At 37.3% G+C, this 20,334-nt stretch carries 18 protein-coding genes and 1 tRNA gene; 3 read left to right on the top strand and 16 right to left on the bottom strand.

Features of this window, described 5'->3' with window-relative positions:
- Positions 1-315, bottom strand: a 315-nt coding sequence (locus tag I2F62_RS12145) for a hypothetical protein (protein ID WP_324627260.1), incomplete at its 3' end; no start/stop codon positions are given.
- 316 nt (positions 316-631) lie between these two features.
- Here I2F62_RS12145 and I2F62_RS13235 point away from each other — a divergent pair.
- On the top strand, positions 632-934 hold the full coding sequence (locus tag I2F62_RS13235; RefSeq protein ID WP_420713761.1) for a hypothetical protein: 303 nt from the start codon (positions 632-634) through the stop codon (positions 932-934).
- A 63-nt stretch (positions 935-997) separates the two neighbouring features.
- On the opposite strand, the gene I2F62_RS12135 is transcribed toward I2F62_RS13235, so the two are convergent.
- Positions 998-2,878, bottom strand: coding sequence for a potassium transporter Kup (locus I2F62_RS12135; protein ID WP_324627259.1), 1,881 nt, complete (start codon positions 2,876-2,878; stop codon positions 998-1,000).
- A 119-nt stretch (positions 2,879-2,997) separates the two neighbouring features.
- Here I2F62_RS12135 and I2F62_RS12130 point away from each other — a divergent pair.
- Together I2F62_RS12130 and I2F62_RS12125 are read left to right on the top strand one after the other, a co-directional pair.
- Positions 2,998-3,088 (top strand) — tRNA-Ser (locus tag I2F62_RS12130).
- A gap of 180 nt (positions 3,089-3,268) precedes the next feature.
- The gene (locus I2F62_RS12125; RefSeq protein ID WP_324627258.1) at positions 3,269-4,441 is read left to right on the top strand and encodes a tyrosine-type recombinase/integrase; all 1,173 of its coding nucleotides are present in this window, start codon (positions 3,269-3,271) and stop codon (positions 4,439-4,441) included.
- 75 nt (positions 4,442-4,516) lie between these two features.
- Here the strand turns inward: I2F62_RS12125 and I2F62_RS12120 are convergent, their stop codons facing one another.
- The 14 genes from I2F62_RS12120 to I2F62_RS12055 form a co-directional block, all read right to left on the bottom strand.
- On the bottom strand, positions 4,517-5,182 hold the full coding sequence (locus I2F62_RS12120; protein ID WP_324627257.1) for a hypothetical protein: 666 nt from the start codon (positions 5,180-5,182) through the stop codon (positions 4,517-4,519).
- Between the two features lie 70 nt (positions 5,183-5,252).
- Complete coding sequence (locus tag I2F62_RS12115; RefSeq protein ID WP_324627256.1) at positions 5,253-6,137, bottom strand: DUF4747 family protein; 885 nt, start codon at positions 6,135-6,137, stop codon at positions 5,253-5,255.
- Between the two features lie 75 nt (positions 6,138-6,212).
- Positions 6,213-6,386: a hypothetical protein gene (locus tag I2F62_RS12110; RefSeq protein WP_324627255.1), complete on the bottom strand. Its 174-nt coding sequence runs from the start codon at positions 6,384-6,386 to the stop codon at positions 6,213-6,215.
- Positions 6,387-6,508: 122 nt separating this feature from the next.
- A complete protein-coding gene (locus tag I2F62_RS12105) occupies positions 6,509-7,069 on the bottom strand; it encodes a winged helix-turn-helix transcriptional regulator (RefSeq protein ID WP_324627254.1) in 561 nt (186 codons plus the stop codon).
- A 23-nt stretch (positions 7,070-7,092) separates the two neighbouring features.
- Positions 7,093-8,259, bottom strand: a complete 1,167-nt coding sequence (locus I2F62_RS12100; RefSeq protein WP_324627253.1) for a hypothetical protein — start codon at positions 8,257-8,259, stop codon at positions 7,093-7,095.
- Positions 8,260-8,386: 127 nt separating this feature from the next.
- Complete coding sequence (locus I2F62_RS12095) at positions 8,387-11,509, bottom strand: type I restriction endonuclease subunit R (RefSeq protein WP_324627252.1); 3,123 nt, start codon at positions 11,507-11,509, stop codon at positions 8,387-8,389.
- Positions 11,510-11,519: 10 nt separating this feature from the next.
- Positions 11,520-12,683 (bottom strand): AAA family ATPase, encoded by a 1,164-nt coding sequence (locus tag I2F62_RS12090; RefSeq protein ID WP_324627251.1) that lies wholly within the window; start codon positions 12,681-12,683, stop codon positions 11,520-11,522.
- Between the two features lies 1 nt (position 12,684).
- Positions 12,685-13,806 (bottom strand): restriction endonuclease subunit S, encoded by a 1,122-nt coding sequence (locus tag I2F62_RS12085; RefSeq protein WP_324627250.1) that lies wholly within the window; start codon positions 13,804-13,806, stop codon positions 12,685-12,687.
- Positions 13,803-15,359 (bottom strand): type I restriction-modification system subunit M, encoded by a 1,557-nt coding sequence (locus I2F62_RS12080; RefSeq protein ID WP_324627249.1) that lies wholly within the window; start codon positions 15,357-15,359, stop codon positions 13,803-13,805. Before I2F62_RS12080 ends, I2F62_RS12085 begins: the two co-directional genes overlap by 4 nt.
- Before the next feature lie 145 nt (positions 15,360-15,504).
- A complete protein-coding gene (locus tag I2F62_RS12075; protein ID WP_324627248.1) occupies positions 15,505-15,732 on the bottom strand; it encodes a helix-turn-helix transcriptional regulator in 228 nt (75 codons plus the stop codon).
- Between the two features lie 83 nt (positions 15,733-15,815).
- Positions 15,816-16,715 carry a hydrolase or metal-binding protein gene (locus I2F62_RS12070; RefSeq protein WP_324627247.1) on the bottom strand — a complete coding sequence of 300 codons (900 nt, stop codon included), beginning with the start codon at positions 16,713-16,715 and terminating at the stop codon, positions 15,816-15,818.
- 238 nt (positions 16,716-16,953) lie between these two features.
- Entirely contained in the window at positions 16,954-18,003 is a 1,050-nt protein-coding gene (locus tag I2F62_RS12065; RefSeq protein ID WP_324627246.1) for a lambda-exonuclease family protein, read from the bottom strand.
- Positions 18,004-18,226: 223 nt separating this feature from the next.
- The gene (locus I2F62_RS12060; RefSeq protein WP_324627245.1) at positions 18,227-19,288 is read right to left on the bottom strand and encodes a DUF932 domain-containing protein; all 1,062 of its coding nucleotides are present in this window, start codon (positions 19,286-19,288) and stop codon (positions 18,227-18,229) included.
- Between the two features lie 91 nt (positions 19,289-19,379).
- On the bottom strand, positions 19,380-19,697 hold the full coding sequence (locus I2F62_RS12055) for a hypothetical protein (RefSeq protein ID WP_324627244.1): 318 nt from the start codon (positions 19,695-19,697) through the stop codon (positions 19,380-19,382).
- Positions 19,698-20,334 lie beyond the last annotated feature (637 nt).

Raw genomic sequence — 20,334 nt, 5'->3', positions numbered from 1 at the left:
GGCTAAATACTTTTTCCCTTTTAATTGTTCTTTGGTGATGATCACTTGGTTTTTTGCAAAGTGTCGCTCACCTGTTTTTGCATCCTTCCAAGTAACCGTTTGTGGCCCGACTTTTACCGGAGATGTCATCATCCCTCCCCCAAAGCCACCTCCTATTTCATGCCCACCTAACTGCACCATATAGCTTACATATGTTGGATCGTACTTAAACGATGTTGTTCCCATATAATAGGTTGCATTCGGTCCAATGCCCGCACAGCCAGCAGCAGTAAAAACAAAGCCAAGCGGCAATAAAAGTAACATTTTAATGTTCATGGGGTTTCTCAGGTTAAACAAGTTTATAGATATAAATAAATTTTCTGCATATGCGCTTTTAACGCACCAAAAATTCATGCCTCGACTACATCTAAAATAGCTTCGCATCAGCGCGGTCATTCAATAATAAAATCATTTTTTTCAAAATCAGCAAAAAAATAACTCATTGAATACGCAAGCAATATCCTTAGATCACTTATTTCAGTAATATTTTGTTTAAATTGCGTACATAGCATTGATCATTGTCCAATTTTATGGGAATGTCTAAGTAATTCAAGTAGCTAGTTTTAGCTTCATTTTTTATTTGGAGTGAATCATGCGTCATTTATCAATTGTTGTAGGGTTAAGCGTGGGTTTAATCGCAACTACAGCCGCCTTTGCTGAATCGGCTGTACAACCTGGTGAAACACTAGAAAGCTTATCTCAAGCAAAAGTCAGCACAACTGTAAATGGGCAACCCGGCTCATTAAAAGACTTGATTAATAGTGGCAAATACACACCTGTAACGCCTGAAACGACAACGTCAGATCCTGCAGCTAAGCCAAATGATGCACCTGCACCACCTGTGGCATATCAACCTGCGCCAGCAACCGATACGCCACCACCAGCTACACCTTAAAAAATATATCCATAAAAAAACCAAGGATTTTTCCTTGGTTTTTTATATCTTGAAAATTAACGGTTAGATTTCAATTTGGCTTCCTAGCTCTACCACACGATTGGTCGGAATCTGATAATAATCACTGACTGGACTGGTATTTCGATACATCGAAATAAACAGTTTTTCTCGCCATGGCGACATGCCTTCACCCACTGTATGAATCAGTCGATCTCTGGAAATAAAGAAGCTCAATTGCATCATATCCAGCTCAAAACCAAGCGATGCATACGCTTGCACCAATGCTTTTGGCACGTTTGGCTGATCTTTAAAGCCATAATAAATAAAAATACGATAAAAGCGTTCATCCAGTTTTTCTATAAAAACGCGTTCATCGTCATGCACATAAGGAATATCTTGGGTGATCACCGTCACCAACACATTACGTTCATGCAAGACTTTATTGTGCTTAATATTGTGTAGCATCGCATGCGGAACGATATTTGGTGTGCCAGTTAAGAATACTGCCTCGCCGGGAACATATTTGGTTTCATCACTCATGCCAATGCTTTTAATGAATAAATCTAAAGGCAAAGAGTCTTTTTCAAGGCGCGCATAAACAATTTCTCGACCACGTTTCCATGTCATTAAAATTGTAAATGCGGCTGCGCCAATCACGATAGGCACCCATCCACCGGAAACAATTTTTAATGCAGTTGATGCTACAAAAATGCCATCGAGGATTAAAAATGGAATGGCAAATAACGCAACTTTCCACCATGGCCAACGCCACGATCCATAAGCCAAGACCGAAATAAGAATGGTCACACACAGCATGGTCATGGTGACGGCAACGCCATACGCACTGGCTAAATTACTGCTGCTTTTAAATAAAATAATCAGAATTAACACTGAGATATAGAGCACCCAGTTAATAAACGGCACGTAAATTTGCCCTTGTTCGACATCTGAGGTGTGATTAATGGTTAATCGCGGTAAATAACGCAATTGAATGGCCTGATTCACCATTGAAAACACGCCAGTAATTACCGCTTGCGATGCAATGACCGCTGCAGCAGTGGCCAAGCCAATAATTGGATATAACGCCCAATCGGGAACCATTAAGTAAAACGGGTTGGATACCGCAGATGCATCTCGCAGTAATAAGGCGCCTTGCCCTGCATAATTCAGCAGCAAACACGGACACACCACAATAAACCAAGCTAAACGAATCGGTAGTCGTCCAAAATGCCCCATATCTGCATACAGCGCTTCACCACCGGTTAAGGTTAAAACTACTGAACCCATAGCAATAAATGCAACAAAGGGTTGCTGAATTGCAAATTCAATTGCCCAATACGGGTTAATAAACAACAGGATATGTGGTGTTTGAATAATACTCCACAGCCCAAGCGCACCAATAGAAATAAACCATGTTAGCGTGATTGGCCCAAAGAATTTGCCCATGGTTGCGGTACCATGTCGCTGCACCAAAAACAGTGCGGTTAAAATGCCAATTCCAATGGGCATCAGCCACTTGTCAAATGCTGGTGTGGCAAGGCTTAAACCTTCAATGGCTGAAAGCACCGAAATTGCAGGGGTAATAATCCCATCACCAAAGAAAAGTGATGCGCCCACGAATCCAAGTGCAATTAAATAGATCTTCTTTTGATCAACAATGCGTTTGGTTCTGAGCAATAAGGCCAAAAGTGACATAATGCCACCTTCACCGTTGTTGTCTGCGCGCATAATAATCGATACATATTTAAAGCTAATCGATAAGGTAATACACCAAAAAATAAGCGACAGAATACCAAAAACGGTGGCCTCCGAAATTTTGACATGTGCACTAGAAAATGTCTGTGCAAATGCATATAACGGACTCGTTCCAATATCACCAAAAACCACGCCTAATGCAGCTAGAGTAATGGCGGGTAATGGAGCTTTGTTTGCAGTTTGTTGCATAAAAAAACGACTATCATAAGCTGTTATTTCGCAATCTTAACACTCTAAGACTGCTTTTGCTTAAAATCTATGTTTGTAGCTTGGCAGGTTGATTTTTTTTCGGTATGATCGCGCGAATTGGTGAAGTGTCCGAGTGGCTGAAGGAGCACGCCTGGAAAGTGTGTATACGTTTATAGCGTATCGTGGGTTCGAATCCCACCTTCACCGCCAAATTTAATTCTTATGAAATCTCATAAGGTCTAAAAAAGCTTAAATCTAAAGGGTTTAAGCTTTTTTTACATCTCATATAATCCACTTTATCTATTGCAAGCTTGATGTAGTTGGGGGTATAACTGGGGGTATAATATTTTACCCCTAAAATTATACCCCCAATTCTGCGGAATTCTTGCCATGCTTACAGATGCTCAAGTCAGAAAAATAAAACCTTTAGAAAAGAAAACCAAATACTCTGATGAAAAAGGCATGTATCTAGAGGTCACCCCTTCTGGAGGAATGCATTGGCGAATGAAGTTCCGCTTAAATGGTAAAGAGAATATTTTCAGTATTGGTACATATCCTGAAACTACGCTTGCACAGGCCCGCCGTGCTAGAGATGAAGCTCGATTAAAGCTTAAAGATGGGATCAATCCTAATGAAGAGAAAAAGCAGAAGAAGCAACAAATTGATGAAAGCATTCTTTTCAAAGTGCTTGCTATGGAATGGATGGAGGATCGTAAGCCCGTCATTAAAGAAGGCACTTATTTACGCGACTTATCTGTATTTGAGAAAGACCTTTTCCCTGCTTTAGGCAATATTCCTATTGATCAAATTAAAGGGAAAGATGTCCTTGCTTGCGCTAAACAAATTGAAGTACGCGGTGCTCAAGAGATGGCTAAACGCTCTATTCCTTTAGCTGGGCGTATCTTTCGTTATGCGATCCGCAAAGGACTAATTGAGAATGATCCTACACCGTACCTTCAAGAAGCGCTCAAGCCTCGCAAAGTGAAACACATGGCCCGCTTAGATATTTCTGAGTTTCCACCTTTTCTAGAAAGGATGGATCGTTATCACGGCAATATCCTCGTTAAGACAGCCTTACAGTTTATGACCTTAACTTTTGTGAGAACTGCTGAACTCATTAATATGGAGTGGAATGAGATTGATTTTGATAATTATTTATGGAGAATTCCTGCATATAAAATGAAGATGGCTTTACCCCATATTGTTCCTTTATCAAGACAAGCTCTTGAGCTCATTCAAGCTCTACAGCCTCTCACAGGTAATAAGCAATTTGTTTTCTATAATCACAGTACTGCAAAACCGTTAAGCAATAACGCTCTATTAAGTGCCATTCGCACTATGGGCTATACAGGTAAAATGACGGGGCATGGTTTTCGTGGACTTGCATCAACAACATTACATGAGCAAGGCTATATGCATGATGCTATTGAAATACAGTTAGCACATACCGTTGGTAATGCCATCTCTCAGGCGTATAATCACGCACAACACCTTGAGTATAGAACAAAGATGATGCAGGAATGGTCTGATTTTATTGATGGGTTAAGAGATAAAAAATCCTAATCCATACACTATTTAAAAAATAAAATTTCTTCACTCACCAGCAATATTAATACAAAATAGGATGCACCATTGTTTTTAAATTTTATATTCTAGATTTTGTGAAATCAAACTATTTTCAAATTCATCTTTACTTATTACCATTTTTTTATCTTTGATCAAAGATACTAAAACTTCATTATTAATAAATTTCATTGCTGCAACTATAGCTACTCCAATCCCAATAATTAATGAGGCCCATTGTGCAAACAGATATGTATTTTCATCAACTAATATTAAATTCCAGTTTAATTTATCAAACAACAGTACTAGTAAGCTATTGGAAATAATAATTGGTACTGAAGAAAAATACAAAATGAAGTACCAAAATGGCCTAAATTGTAATGTTTTCAAAGTTTTTTTAACTACAAATACATCTTCACCATTCAATACTTCAATAGAAATTTTTTTTCTAACCTTTTGCAGGTTATTTATCATAACAAAGAGGGCATCTGGAAATTTGGATTTGATAATATCTATGTCTCTAAATCCTAACTTATCTGTGCCAGCCAAAGCTTGCGCAAAGGCACTTTTTTCATGATCTTTTATACCTTTTCGACTACATTCTTCTTCATATTTTTTTACTGAAACTGCTCTATCAGAATAAAATTTTGCATTATGAGTAAAACGCTTTCTACTATCCAACCAAGATAGAATTGGATAGATAAAAATAATGAGTGGCAAATATTTTAAAACCAAATCCAATTAAATAACCCCTAAATTAAATAGAAAAACAATAGATCGAGAAACATCCATGCTTCCCATATAATTTCAGTTATCCATTTTTTATACTACTAGCTATTTCTAAACCTTTTGACTGAATTAAAGTTGATTGATTTATTAAATCAGGATCATATTGCACTCTTTCAATCAAAGGATAGGAGATAGCTGTACTTTTGTCTTCGATAAGCTCCTCTTCATTTTCAACTTTATACTCAACAACTCCATATTCCGTTGCAATTTTGACTAAATCTTTTGCTCTTTGATTTAAAGATAAAAAAACATTTTTGCTAGCAACGAATGTTTGCATATAAACATCAACATTCTGCTCTTCCATTTCAGAAAGAATCTGTTTTTCCAAATCTGTAGGATTCTCTGAATATGGTTTTTCAATGCTCAGATGAATTTTCTTAAGCTGTTTACACTGAATGATTTTTTCAGCCGTAATTAGCTCAGGGACAGTACTTACTACAATTCGCCCAAATTTAGTCTGCAATTTCTCAGTAACCAATAGGCTTCTTAGAAACTCTTCAAGAATTCCAACGCTTATTTCATTTTCTGGATCTTTTACTTCACACACTAATTTTTGATGTAAAGGATAGAAAACAAATTTGAAAAACCGTGGATTAGCCTTTAAATTCGGTGGAATGTAACTTTCACCAACATTCTGATTTTTATGTCTTTCCTCCTTTTCTTCATCATACCAGTCACTTGTTAGACCATTACTTCTAAAAATTTCACCTGTAAAACCTTTCACTAAGTTATCTTCATCAATTGGTTTTATTGAGCGAAGTTTTAGATAGTTGTTCCGTGTTAAAGGGATCTCTCGATAATTCTTCTTAAGCTCTTCAAAAAGAGCTACATATGTTTCAGGTGTTACCCCATCTTTCAACAGTTTGATATCAACAACCGCATAGTTAACCGTTCGCTTACGCGCCATTTTAAAAACCTCTAAATAAAAATTTAATTGATCTGATCAATGGCTTCGAAAAGCCATTGATCACTGAAAGACTGTTTACTTTTCTTTACGTACACCTTTAAAAGGTGTTTTTTCAGATGTTTTAACATCCGTAAAACGCCCAGTACCTGTGTCACGCTTAACCCAATGACCACTTGGAGTTTGAGTCTGAGAACGGTCTTTAACCATTCCATTACGATGTCCATCACCTGATGGAGGATTTGTAGCCATAGCACCACCTTATTCTGGTTAAGTAAATCTGATGAATCAGATATTAAAAATAAAGGCCTGAATTGCCCTTGCTTATATATTAACCTGATTATTCTGATTAAGTAAATATATTTAAGCAGAATTTAGCAAATACTTTTGTAAATAAACTCTATGCCGCCAGATTCAGCTACTTCTTCAACTCTAAGAATGTAGCCCTCATCAACTAACTTTTTCAATTTAGTACTTGTATTGGGTACTGATAAACCAAGTTGTGTCGCAACTTTACTTGCAGTTATAGCTTTAGCTTTCATAACCAAATCAAATACTTCCTTATTAGAACTAGAAAGCTGATTTCCTAACAAACGGATATCCCCCCCCATTTTCACCAGAATTGGTTGTTCCACTTTTTCAGCTGCATAATCCCAGTTATCAAGCATATCCACATTTTTAGGATCAAAATGAGATAGATAAATTCCTTTGTTTCCACGATACATTTTTGCTAAAAGCAATATACTTTCTCTAGCAAAAGATGAATCTGTAAATTTAATCCCCTCGAACGAAATTTCAAAGACTTTTTGAGTTGATGCTGAATCAATTATAGCTTTCAATTGAGGGAAAACTTTCTTACCTTCTTGGTTTCCAAAAGGCATAGGATTACCTGAGCAATAGTCTATTAGTTTCATAACGTGTGCATTCTCATTCATGTCGTTCTTTTAATCAGAAGAAGCTACTTTGTCAATACTATCGTTAAAATAAATTGTGTACCATACATTTTTGTAAGCCCCCCAGTATGCGTCAAGTCTTTGTCTTTCAGATAGTTTGACTGATATGGGAAATGATATTTGCAGTCATCAAGTCTTATTGAGACCTTGACCTCGATATTTTCTAGATTTAATAGATCTCTTGTCTCTTTTTTAGATATTTTGGCTAATGCTGAATGTACTTCATTTAATCCTAGGCCTCGATTTTCAACACCTGTCTGTGTAATACCACCATTATTTAATACATATGCAATTAAACTCTTATTGCTTTCAATATTATTTTCCTGAAATGGTAAAGCAATATTCTTATAATGTTCGTAATTTAAAGCTTTCCGTAGTGTATTTATCAATCCAGAACCATTGTCAGCTATTACAAGTACGATCTTCTTTTGATTAGAATTAGGTATATTATAAATCTGTAAGGCAGAATACCCCGTCAAATCTGAGTATCCATGTTCTCGGACATTATCAATTAAACTACCGATAAACATTTGCAATTTAGGTAGAAGGACCTGTTTTTCATATTCATTGAAAGAACCTTCTAAGACTTGAGATATCCTAAAAACATCTTCGTTGTTAATATCTTCAGAACATATTGGAAAGACCTCAATTAAATTTTCAGAGTTATTCCGATACTTTTCATCTGATTCTGGATTTGGTCTTTTAGGTAATACCTGCGCTGAATCATGCAAATACTTAAAAAAACTTAAACGTCTTAGATACGTAAAAGTATTTATACAGTTACGAAAATCAAGAAAAACTAATTTACCTTTCTGACACAATTGATTAGTTAAGCAAAGTAACCTAATAATTGCATCTAATAATAAACGTTCATTAAAAACAAAGCGTATCGTAATTTGCAACTCGAATAAGCTTGGGTAAAATTCTAGATTAGATTCAAAAAGATTGGCATCAACCCATTTTTTAGGAAACTCGATCACTAATTCTTTATTTTCTAAATTACTCCACTGATAATTTTCATCTTGCTGAAATTTATCTCTGTTTTTATCAAGGAATGCATTTACTTTTTGTCTGTCCTTACTAATTTTTTTAGCAATTTCTCGCCCTCTTAAATTCGGATATTTTGACAAAACATTAAAAATTAAATTTTGTAAATCATCCAAATCTTTCACTCCCAGTTAATTTTATGATTGTAAAAAAATTACAGTTAAAATAAGTTTTTAATAATAAAAGATTCTATAGGATTTACAATCTACAGAATCCTATATTTTCATACTTGGCAGAGAAATTATGTGAAATTCAAATATCCCCACCTACATTTTTAAACTTTTCCACTAAGATTGAAATTTTTTGGAAAACACTTTGCTTCTTGGTTAAGTATTGAGGATTTAATGGACTCATCTTAGGCAGAACTGCATTAAGCTCAGTACCATTTTCACTCGCAAACTCTCTCTTCAAAGAATTCGAGATATAACGTTTGGCCGCATCCTCATTCAAATTTTCATCGCTAATCAATTCCTGCACTTCACGCTGTTGTTCTGCTTGAGCAAAAGTATAAAAAGCATCCATTAAACTCGCTTTATCCTCAATCTGATCTAAATCAGTTTGATTAATAAAATCAACGATTAAACTTTCTTTAGCTCGATTACCTAGACTAGCACGAATCACTCGACGCATATCCTCAACTAAAGTTATCTTATCTTTCACTTTTTTATTATTTTCAAAAATTAATTCTAAAATGTAATCTAGATTAATCTCTTGTGACTTCAATAAATCAACTTCAAAAACTACATCATCCCAGTTAATAGTCGACTTCTCTTTTTCTTCAGCCAATTTTTCTCTACGCAACCAATCACGTATATCGTTATAACTAGACCTGTAATCTTGAATTTTCCGTTCAGCTGGCATATTAACCGATTGCAGTTTAACTAAATCTTCATCACTTAAATAATATTTATGCTTAAATGCTTCTACTGCCTCAAGATCACTCATATCCACCGTTTGAAGCTCTTTTAAACTAGCGAACTCATCGTAGTTTTGCAGTACATTTTCGACACGCAAATATTCACCAAATAATTTAGAAAAGGCTTTTTTATCTGATTCTTTAAAAATTTCATCCGGATTTGGAAAGCGTTGCTCTAAATCTCTAACAACCTCTACAAAACCACGCCGTGCTTCACCAGTCAATACATCGGTAAAGCCCTCCATATATTCCTTATAACTTTTTTCCAATACGAAATTTTTAGTATTGTTATCACCAAACAATCTAATAGCATCAATCGTTGCTTGTTCTAAATCACGGAAGGTAATGATGTTGCCAAAGGTTTTGGTCGCATCATAAATACGATTTGTACGAGAATAAGCTTGCATTAAACCATGATAACGTAGATTTTTATCTACGAATAAAGTATTCAATGTCGGAGCATCAAATCCTGTTAAGAACATACCCACCACAATGAGTAAATCAATTTCTTTTGCTTTCACTTGCTTGGCAAGATCACGGTAATAGTTTTGAAAACCCTTACTGTCAACGCTAAAGTTGGTTTTAAATAATTCGTTATAATCTGCAATAGCCGAACTTAAAAACTCTTTTGCACTACTATCCATAGCTGACACTTCAAAACTTTCATCCTGAATATCACCAACAGCATCTTGTTCTTCATTGGCAGTAAATGAAAAAATAGTTGCTATCTTTAAAGGCTTATCACTATTTTTTTGTAACTCTTTTAAGCATTCATAATACAACTTAGCAGCATCTACGCTACTCACCGCAAACATGGCATTAAAGCCTTTACCACCTACTTGTAAACGATGCGTTTTCTGACGGAAGTTAGTTAGGATGTACTGACTAATTTCACGTATACGATCTGGATGCAATAAAGCTTGTTTATTTTCATAAGCACTCAGTTTTTTGACATCTTGTTCTTTTTCTATATTTTTAAATTTTGGACGTACATCATTATAATCCACTTTAAATTTAAGGACTTTTTCATCACGAATCGCATCGGTGATTACATAAGCATGCAAAGCACCTCTATTTTTATTCTTGTCGTAAGTACCAAATACGCTAGCTGTCGTTTCATTACCTAATGTATTTTCAGGAAAAATCGGGGTTCCAGTAAAACCAAATTGGTAAAATTTTTTGAATTTTTTCTTTAAATTTTTCTGCGCTTCACCAAACTGACTTCGGTGACATTCATCAAATATAAACATGGCTTGCTTGTTATATATTGGCAAATCATTCTCAGTTTTCATCAAGATATTTAGCTTTTGGATAGTCGTTACGATGATTTTATTATCATCTTTCTCCAAGTTTCGTTTTAATCCAGCTGTACTTTCAGAACCGTTTACACTGTCAGGAGAAAAACGTTGGTATTCCTTCATAGTTTGATAATCAAGGTCTTTGCGATCGACCACAAAAAAAACCTTATAAATAAAATCAAGTTCTGTTGCTAAACGAGCTGCTTTAAAACTAGTTAAGGTTTTACCTGAACCAGTAGTGTGCCAAATAAACCCACCACTCGAAGTTTGACTCCAAGTCTTGGCTTCAAATGAGCTTTTAACTTTCCACAAAATACGTTCTGTTGCCGCAATTTGATAAGGACGCATTACAAGCAAAGTATCGCTTACATCAAATACGGAGTAATTCAATAACACGTTGAGTAAGGTATTTTTTTGAAAAAAAGTTGCGGTAAAGTCTTTTAGGTCTTTAATGAGACTGTTATCTGACTTTGCCCAGTTCATTGTAAAATCAAAACTGTTTTTATTACGTGCTGTGGTATTGGCAAAATAGCGAGTATCTGTACCATTGGAAATAACGAATAGTTGTAAGTATTTATACAGTGAGTTTTCACTATTGAAACTCTCTTTGCTGTAACGATGCACTTGATTAAATGCTTCACGGATCGCCATACCACGCTTTTTAAGTTCAACTTGTACCAATGGCAAACCATTAACCAAAATGGTGACATCATAACGGTTGGCATGATTACCTTTTTGTTCAAACTGTTTGATAACTTGAACTTTATTACGAGCAATGTTTTTTTTATCAAGTAAATAGATGTTTTGAATACACCCATCATCAAAAACAAAATCATGAATATAGTCATCATGAATTTTTCTAGTTTTATCTACGATACTATCGCTTGATTTATCCAGATATGTTTCAACGAAACGCGACCATTCACTCTCTAAAAAATGTACATTATTGAGTAACTGTAACTGCTCTCGCACATTATTCAACATAGCTTGAGCGTTTTTTATATTAGATAAAAAATCATAGCCCTGATTAGTCAAATCTTGAATGAGTTCACGCTCTAAGTCAGCTTCCGTTTGGTAACTATCAACTGCTTGAGTTTCCTTAATATATTTATCAAGAATAATAAAGTTCGTGGACTCAGCAATAGTTTTAAGTTCTTTCATTATTATTCCTTTAGACCGACTGATCGTCTCGTAGATTTGGTTTATAAATTTTATCAAGATGTCCGATCAAGCGAATTAAAATACGCTTTTCATCCTCTGTGAGTTCCTTTACTTCCTCACCAGAATACTTAGAATGACTGCGTGAATTAATTATTCTTTTTTCATATAAGTTTCTGCTTTCGTCTACTGTTTGAGGCAACAAATCTGACCATTTTTTATAACCAAAAAAAATAGTCGTTTTTTCTAAAATATTTCGAAGATAATTAAAATGATACTTATTAAGCCTATCTTCATCTTTCGCTTTTTCAAGCTCTGCCTTTAAATGTAGATGGTAGCAAAATGTAGAATCATTATTCTGAATTTCCATCTCATACAAATTATTATCTTTCTTATCGAGCCGATACTTTTCAAAATTTTTAGCTTTATAACCTAACTCTTTATCATCACTACCCAATTCGTTGTGTAAAACATTATAAAAGAGAGGATTATGTGTAGTAATAATAAAACGGACTTCTGAATTATTCGACTTGATCAGTGAAGCAAAATCTACTGCTAATTTTATCAAATGATTTTCATCCAACGAACTTACTGGATCATCTACAAACACATACTCCAATTCATCAAAAATAGTTGGTTCTGGATAATCAGGATCAATTTCATTTAATGTCTCTACTACTTGTTCTATTAAAGTATAAAAAATACTCCAAATAAAGTTACTCTCTTCACCTTTAGAAATTTTTAAATTTGCTAATTGTTCATCATTTCCGCGTTCTAGAGAAAAAGAGACTTCTGAATAATCATCACTGAAATTTGGTGTCAGTTTACTATTAACATAGTGTTGAAAATATTTAATAATATTTCCATCTTGTCCCAAGTCCTTCAGAAGCGTAAGTAGCCATTCTGTAAAAGTATTTTTCTGGATTTTTAATTTACGCTCTAAATCCCTTTCTAAATCATTATCCCAATAAAACAAGTCTTCGGTAAATGCGTTGTAATACAAAATTTTTTGACGTGAAAGAGTACTTTCCTCTTCCCCATCGTTTTTTGGAGTAATTAAGTTTTTAAATTCATTTGATAACCGTGTTTTTCCAGTCCCATTGAAGGCATAAATTAACTGCACTTTCTTCTGAGTATCTCTTAATTGCTGAGCAACTTCGACTAAAGTATTACTCATGTTATGCTTCTACCGTTGCAGAATTTGGAAAGCTAAATAACAAATCACGATAGTATTCATACTGCTGTTGACGCAGTTCGATTTCACGCGGTAAACCTTCAGTAATAGAGCTTGTTAATGCATCAAATTTATCAAGAACTGTAACGATGTGGGCTTGTTTATCTAAGTACGGGATTGGTACTTTAATTTCATTAAGAATTGCTTGTGTGAGGCTCGGCCTTCCAGAACCAGTATCTAGTTGCATCAAGTCAATTGTTTTCATAAAGTAATAAAAAAATTTAGGAATAATTTGCTTAGTATCAATTTCTGTATAATAGATTGTATCAACATTCCAAAATGGTGATTCAACATAAAAAATATTGGTAATTGAACCTTTCCGTGGAATCAATACAGTCGGTTTATCGTATGCAAAAGTATCTACATACTGCATAACACCACCAGAGCCATACACAGGTATATCTCCAATTCCTAGTGATTTCCAATCTTTACCATGCTTTATACTCACCACTTCACCCAACTTTCGCCACTCAACCTCACTCTCTTCAAAATTAAATAATTGATCACGATAGTAATTATATTGTTTTGTTCTTGTGTTAAGCTCGGCGGTCAGCTCGGCGGTCATTGCGCTGAATTTATCTAAAATTTGAACAATTTCAGCTTGAATTTCAAGAGATTTTTTAGGGTTTTCAGGGCAAGGGATTGGAATTTCTTTTTTAGCATAATTACCGATCCATTGACGTTTATGATCACCTTCAACCAATTCTTTTGGTAATGTATTTAGCCAGTAATAAATATATTTAGAAGAGACTTTAGACTCATCTACCGACGAGATCATTTTCATCGCTGAAGATTTTGCTTTGAAATCGAAATCTACCCATCTATTTGCTGTAGTGAAATCATCGAAAATAATTACAGGGTTTTCTGATGCTTTATATACCCCATCAATTTCATCTGTATAGCCGAGAATGAAGGTTTTGCCTGCAGTCAAAACTGGAGTTTCAAAATCTTCACTATAATTAGTTGTCTTGACGAGGTATTTTGTTGGTTGTTCGTATTTGGCGACATCCCCCAATACTTTCCACCCAACCTGTGCATCATCGAACAACTTTTCCATAAAAATCATGCTTCTTTTCCCCCTTCAATCTTCGCCACAATCGCATCAATATCTTTACGAAGCAGGTCAATTTTAGCCACGGTGGTTTTAAGCTCGGCATTAATTTGGGTAATGGGCACGACTACACGAGTATCTTTTGCTTCAACATAGCTACTTACAGACAAGTTGTAGTCATTTGTTTGAATCGCATCAAAAGCCACAGACTTGGAAAAGTGGTCTACATCAGCCTTACTATCAAACACCTGCATGATCTGTTCAATGTGGGCATCATTCAGAATATTATTGTTTGTTTCTTTCTTAAATAAACCACTGGCATCAATAAATTGAGTTGTATTATCAGTCTTATGTTTTGACAACACCAAAATATTTACAGCGATGGTCGTACCATAAAACAGGTTCGATGCAAGTGAAATCACTGTTTCAACATAATTATTATCGACCAAATATTGACGAATTTTCTGCTCTGCCCCACCACGATAGAAAATACCAGGGAAGCAAACGATTGCTGCTCGACCTTTGGCAGATAGATAACTTAAAGCATGCAACACAAAAGCAAAGTCAGCTTTTGACTTAGGTGCTAGTACTCCTGCTGGAGCAAATCGATCATCATTAATGAGTGTTGGATCATCTGAACCAATCCATTTCACTGAATACGGTGGATTCGATACAATTGCATCAAATGGCTTGTCATCAATGAAATGAGGATGATGTAGCGTATCACCGAGTTGAATATTAAATTTATCGTAATTAATATTGTGCAAAAACATATTCATACGCGCTAAGTTATAGGTTGTATGATTGATCTCCTGACCAAAAAAACCATCTTCGATGATATGTTGATCAAAATGCTTCTTGGCTTGAAGAAGCAAAGAACCTGAGCCACATGCGGGGTCATAAATTTTGTTTACTTTGGTTTGTTTATGCATTGCAAGTTGTGCAATCAGTTTAGATACATGCTGCGGTGTGAAGAACTCACCACCCGACTTACCAGCATTTGCGGCATAATTAGAGATTAAAAACTCATAAGCATCACCAAACAAATCGATTTGGCTATCTTTAAAATCGTCACCAAAATCCAATTCTGCCACACCTTTAAGTACAGCAGCTAAACGTATATTTTTATCTTTGACTGTATTACCTAAACGGTTACTAGTTGTATCGAAGTCAGCAAATAAACCTTTGATATCTTTCTCAGATGGGTAGCCATTTGCTGAACTTTCAATAGCAGAAAAAATAGCCGCTAAATCTGTATTTAGGTTTTTATTATTGTTTGCATTTTTTTCAATATTGCTGAACAGTTGACTAGGAGCAATAAAATAACCTTTTGTTTTTATTGCATCATCTTTAATTTCTGCTGTAATAACACTATCGGGTAACTCAGCATATTTGATGCTCTCATCACCACCCTCAATATAATTAGCAAAATTTTCACTAATAAAGCGGTAGAACAATGTACCCAATACATATTGTTTAAAATCCCAGCCATCAACTGCGCCTCGTACTTTATTAGCAATCTGCCATATTTGGCGTTGTAATAGTGCGCGTTGTTGGGTACTGGTCATTTTAAATCCAAAAAAATATCGTTGTTAAAATTAATATTACCCTAAAGTGAACTGAAAAATATAGATAGTGTACTTATCAAGACTTATTTACCAATTTTAATCCCAATATATCAATATAAAAATAAGGGAGCGTTCGCTCCCATGCTTAACGACTTTGAATCTTAACTTCAATCCATTGATGAACTTCCAAAGCCACCCATCCAATACGTGATTCACTTAAACGTACTGGTTTTGGAAAATTTGGATCATAGTACTTCGAATCAACGTTGATCATTTCATAGATCTTTGCACGACTAATACTTGTGAATTGAATCACTTCTTTAATATTAATAATCTGATTCATCTGAAAAGTCTGACATGTGAACGCATTCATGATGTTTACTCCTAATCATTGATGCGAGCGACAATTCGCTCAAATCATAGCGCCCTCTGTAAAAATTAACTTTCGGATATAAATCAATTCACCACCCTCACACTCCCCTGCAAACCCTGTTGCAGCGCTTGCACCTGTGCCACATCATGCCCATGTGAATATTGCTCTGACACAGATATTTCCTCAGTAAAGAACTCCTCCAACAAATCCCGCCCTTCTTCTACATCCACCTCAAATCTTGCATTGGCAAAGCCTTGTCTTGCCATTTGATCTAACGCATGTTGGTTAAAGCCTGCGGTTTTACTCTGTTGGTCAATCTCCTTGGCCGTTTGAATCGCCTGTTGTAATGAAATACCCTCTCTTAAGGTTAAGTCCACGTAATACACAGGACTGCGATAGCTCTGCGTGGTGGACTTGCCTCTGAGTGTGAGTTGTAAAGGCAGACATGACAGCAAGCCATTCGATGCAGCGTGGTAATAACTTAAACGTGCTGCCAAAGTCCGAATGCTGTTAAAACCTGTGGTTCTAAAAATAAAACTACCAAACTCATCCGCTTCATCTAAGTTGACATGTAATCGGCCATAGGGCTTACAGTTGCCACCTTGGGCCAAAGGACAGCTTTCAGGGGATGGGCATGGCAGTTGTTCAATGCCTTGACTGGTTCTACGCTGACAAGTTTCCCCATTGCCGATACATAATGGTCGTCCTGTTTGTCGGTCAAATAGACTGTACTCTGCCCGTAAGTTCAGCTCAGGATCGTTGAAGATCATCCGTACTGGAATTGAACGGAGTTTTTGATTCGGTGCTTGGGCACGTAGTTGTTCATCCAATGGATGTTTGATCCATCCGTCCTTGTTTTGGATTTGAGAAGTAAGGGTAAATTGGTCATCTTTTTCAGGAAGGCGTTTGCCGTTCTTTTCGACCATTTTGCCAATACTGATCCGTCCTAAAATCGGTGGTGTAATCGCTAAGCCTTTTATCATTTTGTATTTCTCACTATTAATTTACAGCGTTAGAGTTTTATCTAGAAGAGATCAAGCAATTGCACAAGACATCTGTTCACGGTCTATCTTGTGGATACCGATTGCTAAACTTCTTTGGATTGATTCAATCCCGCATCGCCGTTCCAATGCCCGTTCCTCTTTTTGAGGAATGGGCGAGAGGGGCGACTTTGCGGTTTTTTAGTTTTATGGGTTAAAAGCCTGCTTAGGCTATGCCGGCCTAATCATCATGGCTGTAGATATTGAAGCGACGACTGCCTTGTTTGTGTTGTGGGAATTGCTCAAGGTATTCAGGGTGCTGTTTAAGTAAGGCTTTACTATCTAGACTGATCGAGTCTTTGGCCCGTTTCCATGTCAATGAACCGGTTTGAAAGGTGGCGCGTTCACTCTCCTGCATTTTGGCTTGAAGTTGGTTTTTCAATAAATCGAATTGCTCCTGATATTTTTCAATCTGGTTTCGGGCTTGGATCAGTTGGGTGAATTGTTGATTGGCCTGTGGGTCTTGAGTAAGATCGGTTAGGCTTAAAGGGATGTGTTCGGGATACAGCAGTTGTAAGGCTTTGGCTGCTGAACGACTGGCATCGGCTTCAGGTGGAGTATCTTTTTCTACGCACTCCCAGAAGTAACGCTCAGCTTGAATGATCTGTTCAATGACGGATGCTGATCGGGTGACTTTAAAAATGCGGGTTTCATGCCCACAAATCAAGACACAGATATGCGCTGCTTGTTTTCCTGTAACAGCCAATTGGTGTTGTACTTGGCACAGAATGTACAGCGGTACACCATCGCGCCAAAGTTTAGCCCCATGCTCCCCTGCGGTTTTACATTCTAGAATTTGTACTTCTGGATCACCCACCACGGTATAATCTAAGTTGGCCAACATAAAATGTTTGTCGGGGTCAGGATGCTGAAGGATGGCATTGACCCGACGGACTTTGTGCTGAGTATGTTGGCTGTAGTATTCAGCCACTAAAGGTTCGAGTTGATGGCCCCAATATAAAGGGGCATGTCCTGAAATTTCATCATTGATGTTTTGCGGAATTCGGCCTGTTTTAATCATCCACAGTTCAAGCATCGACATATAAGGGTTAAGTCCACAGGCTGCGGCACAGTCACTACTGCCTATGCCTTGGCGACGAACTTCAAGCCATTGTTCTTGGCTTAAATGCTTGGTTTCAACAAAGCGTTTGGCGCTAAAGAATTTAGGCCGAGATAAGGGTGGTGCTAAATGGGTGTTGGTTGGTTGTGGCTGAGAAAGGGTTGCATTCATCGGATTGTCCTTAATGATTCAATTTGACGCATAAAAAAAGCGATGTCCGAAGACATCGCTTTGCGTGGTATGAAAAGAAATAAAGTGTATGTTTTAGAGACTGTTTTACTTTATGGGTAGTTGGCTAGATCAGCGTTTCAACATGAACGCCAACTTAGTCGGTAACATGATCGATAGCTTGATCGGTGTCGACCGATCAAGCTAAATATTGAACTATCTAAATCTAGGCAATTAAACTTAAAGCCTGTTCAAGTCCACGTTGTTTTAAGTTAGCCCCTGCCCCAAACCATGCTGAATCTAAACGATGGTCTTGACTCATGGCTCGACGTTCATGGTCTGCAAATTCCGTCATGCTACACAGTAGGCCATAAGCAGTATCTTTGGCCGAACTCAATTCCGCACCACGACCTTGTCCATTAAACATGCTCATGACCTTCGACATTGCACGTCCATTCGGTTCAGATTTAGGGTCGGTTTGAGGTGTGCTTGGTCGAGACTGGCCTTGTGCTTGTGAAGCGACTTTACGATAGAACTGAATAATCCCATCGTCCTGCTCTGCAATACTGAGTTTACTGTTATTGAAAACAGCATCAAAATAGGCGGCTGCTTCGGTTTGAGTGACTTTTCGTTGACTGAGTTGTTTCATCTGGTACATGTGTTCATCCCATGCCCGAACGGAAATACCGAGTTGTTGTTTGACCTTCTCTGCATCAAAGCGAGTACTGTGCGGCACTTTGACCACACCTGCACCGCTGCTCTGGCCTTTGAGGGCGATCGCCAAAGTGTTGTTACAGACCACACGAATGGAGGTAAATTGTGCGGTGGTGGCAAGCGTACCATCACAAGCGGTTGCCAATAGAATATAGCCATTACTGACATCTTTGCCTTTTAACGCGCTGCTTTGTCCTGTACGTGCCAAGGCCCAGAACTTTTTACCGCCTTTGAGTACCCCAGCAGTTTCTAACTCAAAGCCTGATTGCTCCGTTAAATCCCGATAAAATTCGAGAATCTGTTTGGGCTGAACTTCTTGAAAGCGCTGGCTAACCACAGACAACGGTGCATGGGTATCAGAGCGATATAACACCCGTTGTTCTTCAAAAGGCATGATGATGCTTTGCCCCCGTTCATTTTGTGCCATGTAATTGACGTTAGAGGATTCAATCCGCCAATCCATGCCTGCTTGTTGTGCCCAGACTTCAATCGGTTGCTGTGGGGAAAGTTGATTGCCAAGTCCATGCCAAGGGGTATCGCCCACGTAAGCCATTTGTTCAATCTGATGTGCCATGATTTTATTTCCTATAAAAGTTGTCTAGTCATCAAACTAAATTGATGGACTTTAATGGGTTAAAGAGTTATTGAGTGAATACATTTAAAACCTAATTGCGGATGCTCGGACTAAAATCGCGATCGCAGTCATTACAGTAATAAAGCGGGCAATACACCTGATTGGGATGAGACTGGCTTGCACCATCGGTCATGATTAGCCAGATCCCTGCAATGAATACCCCTGCCAAAGCCCCTGCAAGCGGTGGGATATTTAAACTTTTAGAAAGACTCATTCCCACACCGGCCAAGGCTAAAGGTGACATCACCTCATTTGAATGTGCAGATGAGCCATTTATAGTGGGTAAATGCTGTGGGGATTCGAGTAATACCGTATCTCTCGATTGACAATAAGGACATGGTAAATTCATCTGAAGTATTCCTGTCATAAAAAAGCCCGCTTAAGATCGGCAGGCAAAATGTAAATGGATCACGGATGATTTAAAGCTCACCGTATGCGGGTCATTTAGATGTTATGTCACTGTAATTTTTTAGAATCTGTTTTTTATTCCGCCTAATTTCTTTAATTTTGATCGATGAGACCAAGGAGGAATTGACCTGATTTTCATCAACGATTATGATGCAGAAGCTGGCCTACATTGCCAGTCGGTTTTGACAGACCGTTTCCTAAGTGCACTAAAAGATCCCTTCTTTTGGTGTGTGCCCTCGTGCTCCCTCTGCGGTAGAACGGGAGGGGGACACCTTCGGGTGTGCTGATTCTTAGGTTCAGTCTGTCAACCCTCTTTCGTTCTGCCACCATAATCAATTGACAGTGATTCGGTAGAACTTCTTAAACCTAAGGAGTCATCTATGACGCTATTATATTGTTGTGCTTCCCTCGCACATACATCGCATTCACCCTCACGCGATCGGCAATTCATTCCCATTCCAGCCTTACATCGGCACGCTGCGCCTTAATTCATCTCAATACACAATCAACTGCTGAGTTTTACAACATCAGTGGGGTTTTGTGCTGGAGAAATCGTATGAAATTAATCGCACAGTTAA

The organism is Acinetobacter sp. MD2(2019), from assembly GCF_035615615.1.
In the GTDB taxonomy this organism is placed as follows: domain Bacteria; phylum Pseudomonadota; class Gammaproteobacteria; order Pseudomonadales; family Moraxellaceae; genus Acinetobacter.
This window is presented reverse-complemented; position numbering and strand designations above follow the sequence as displayed.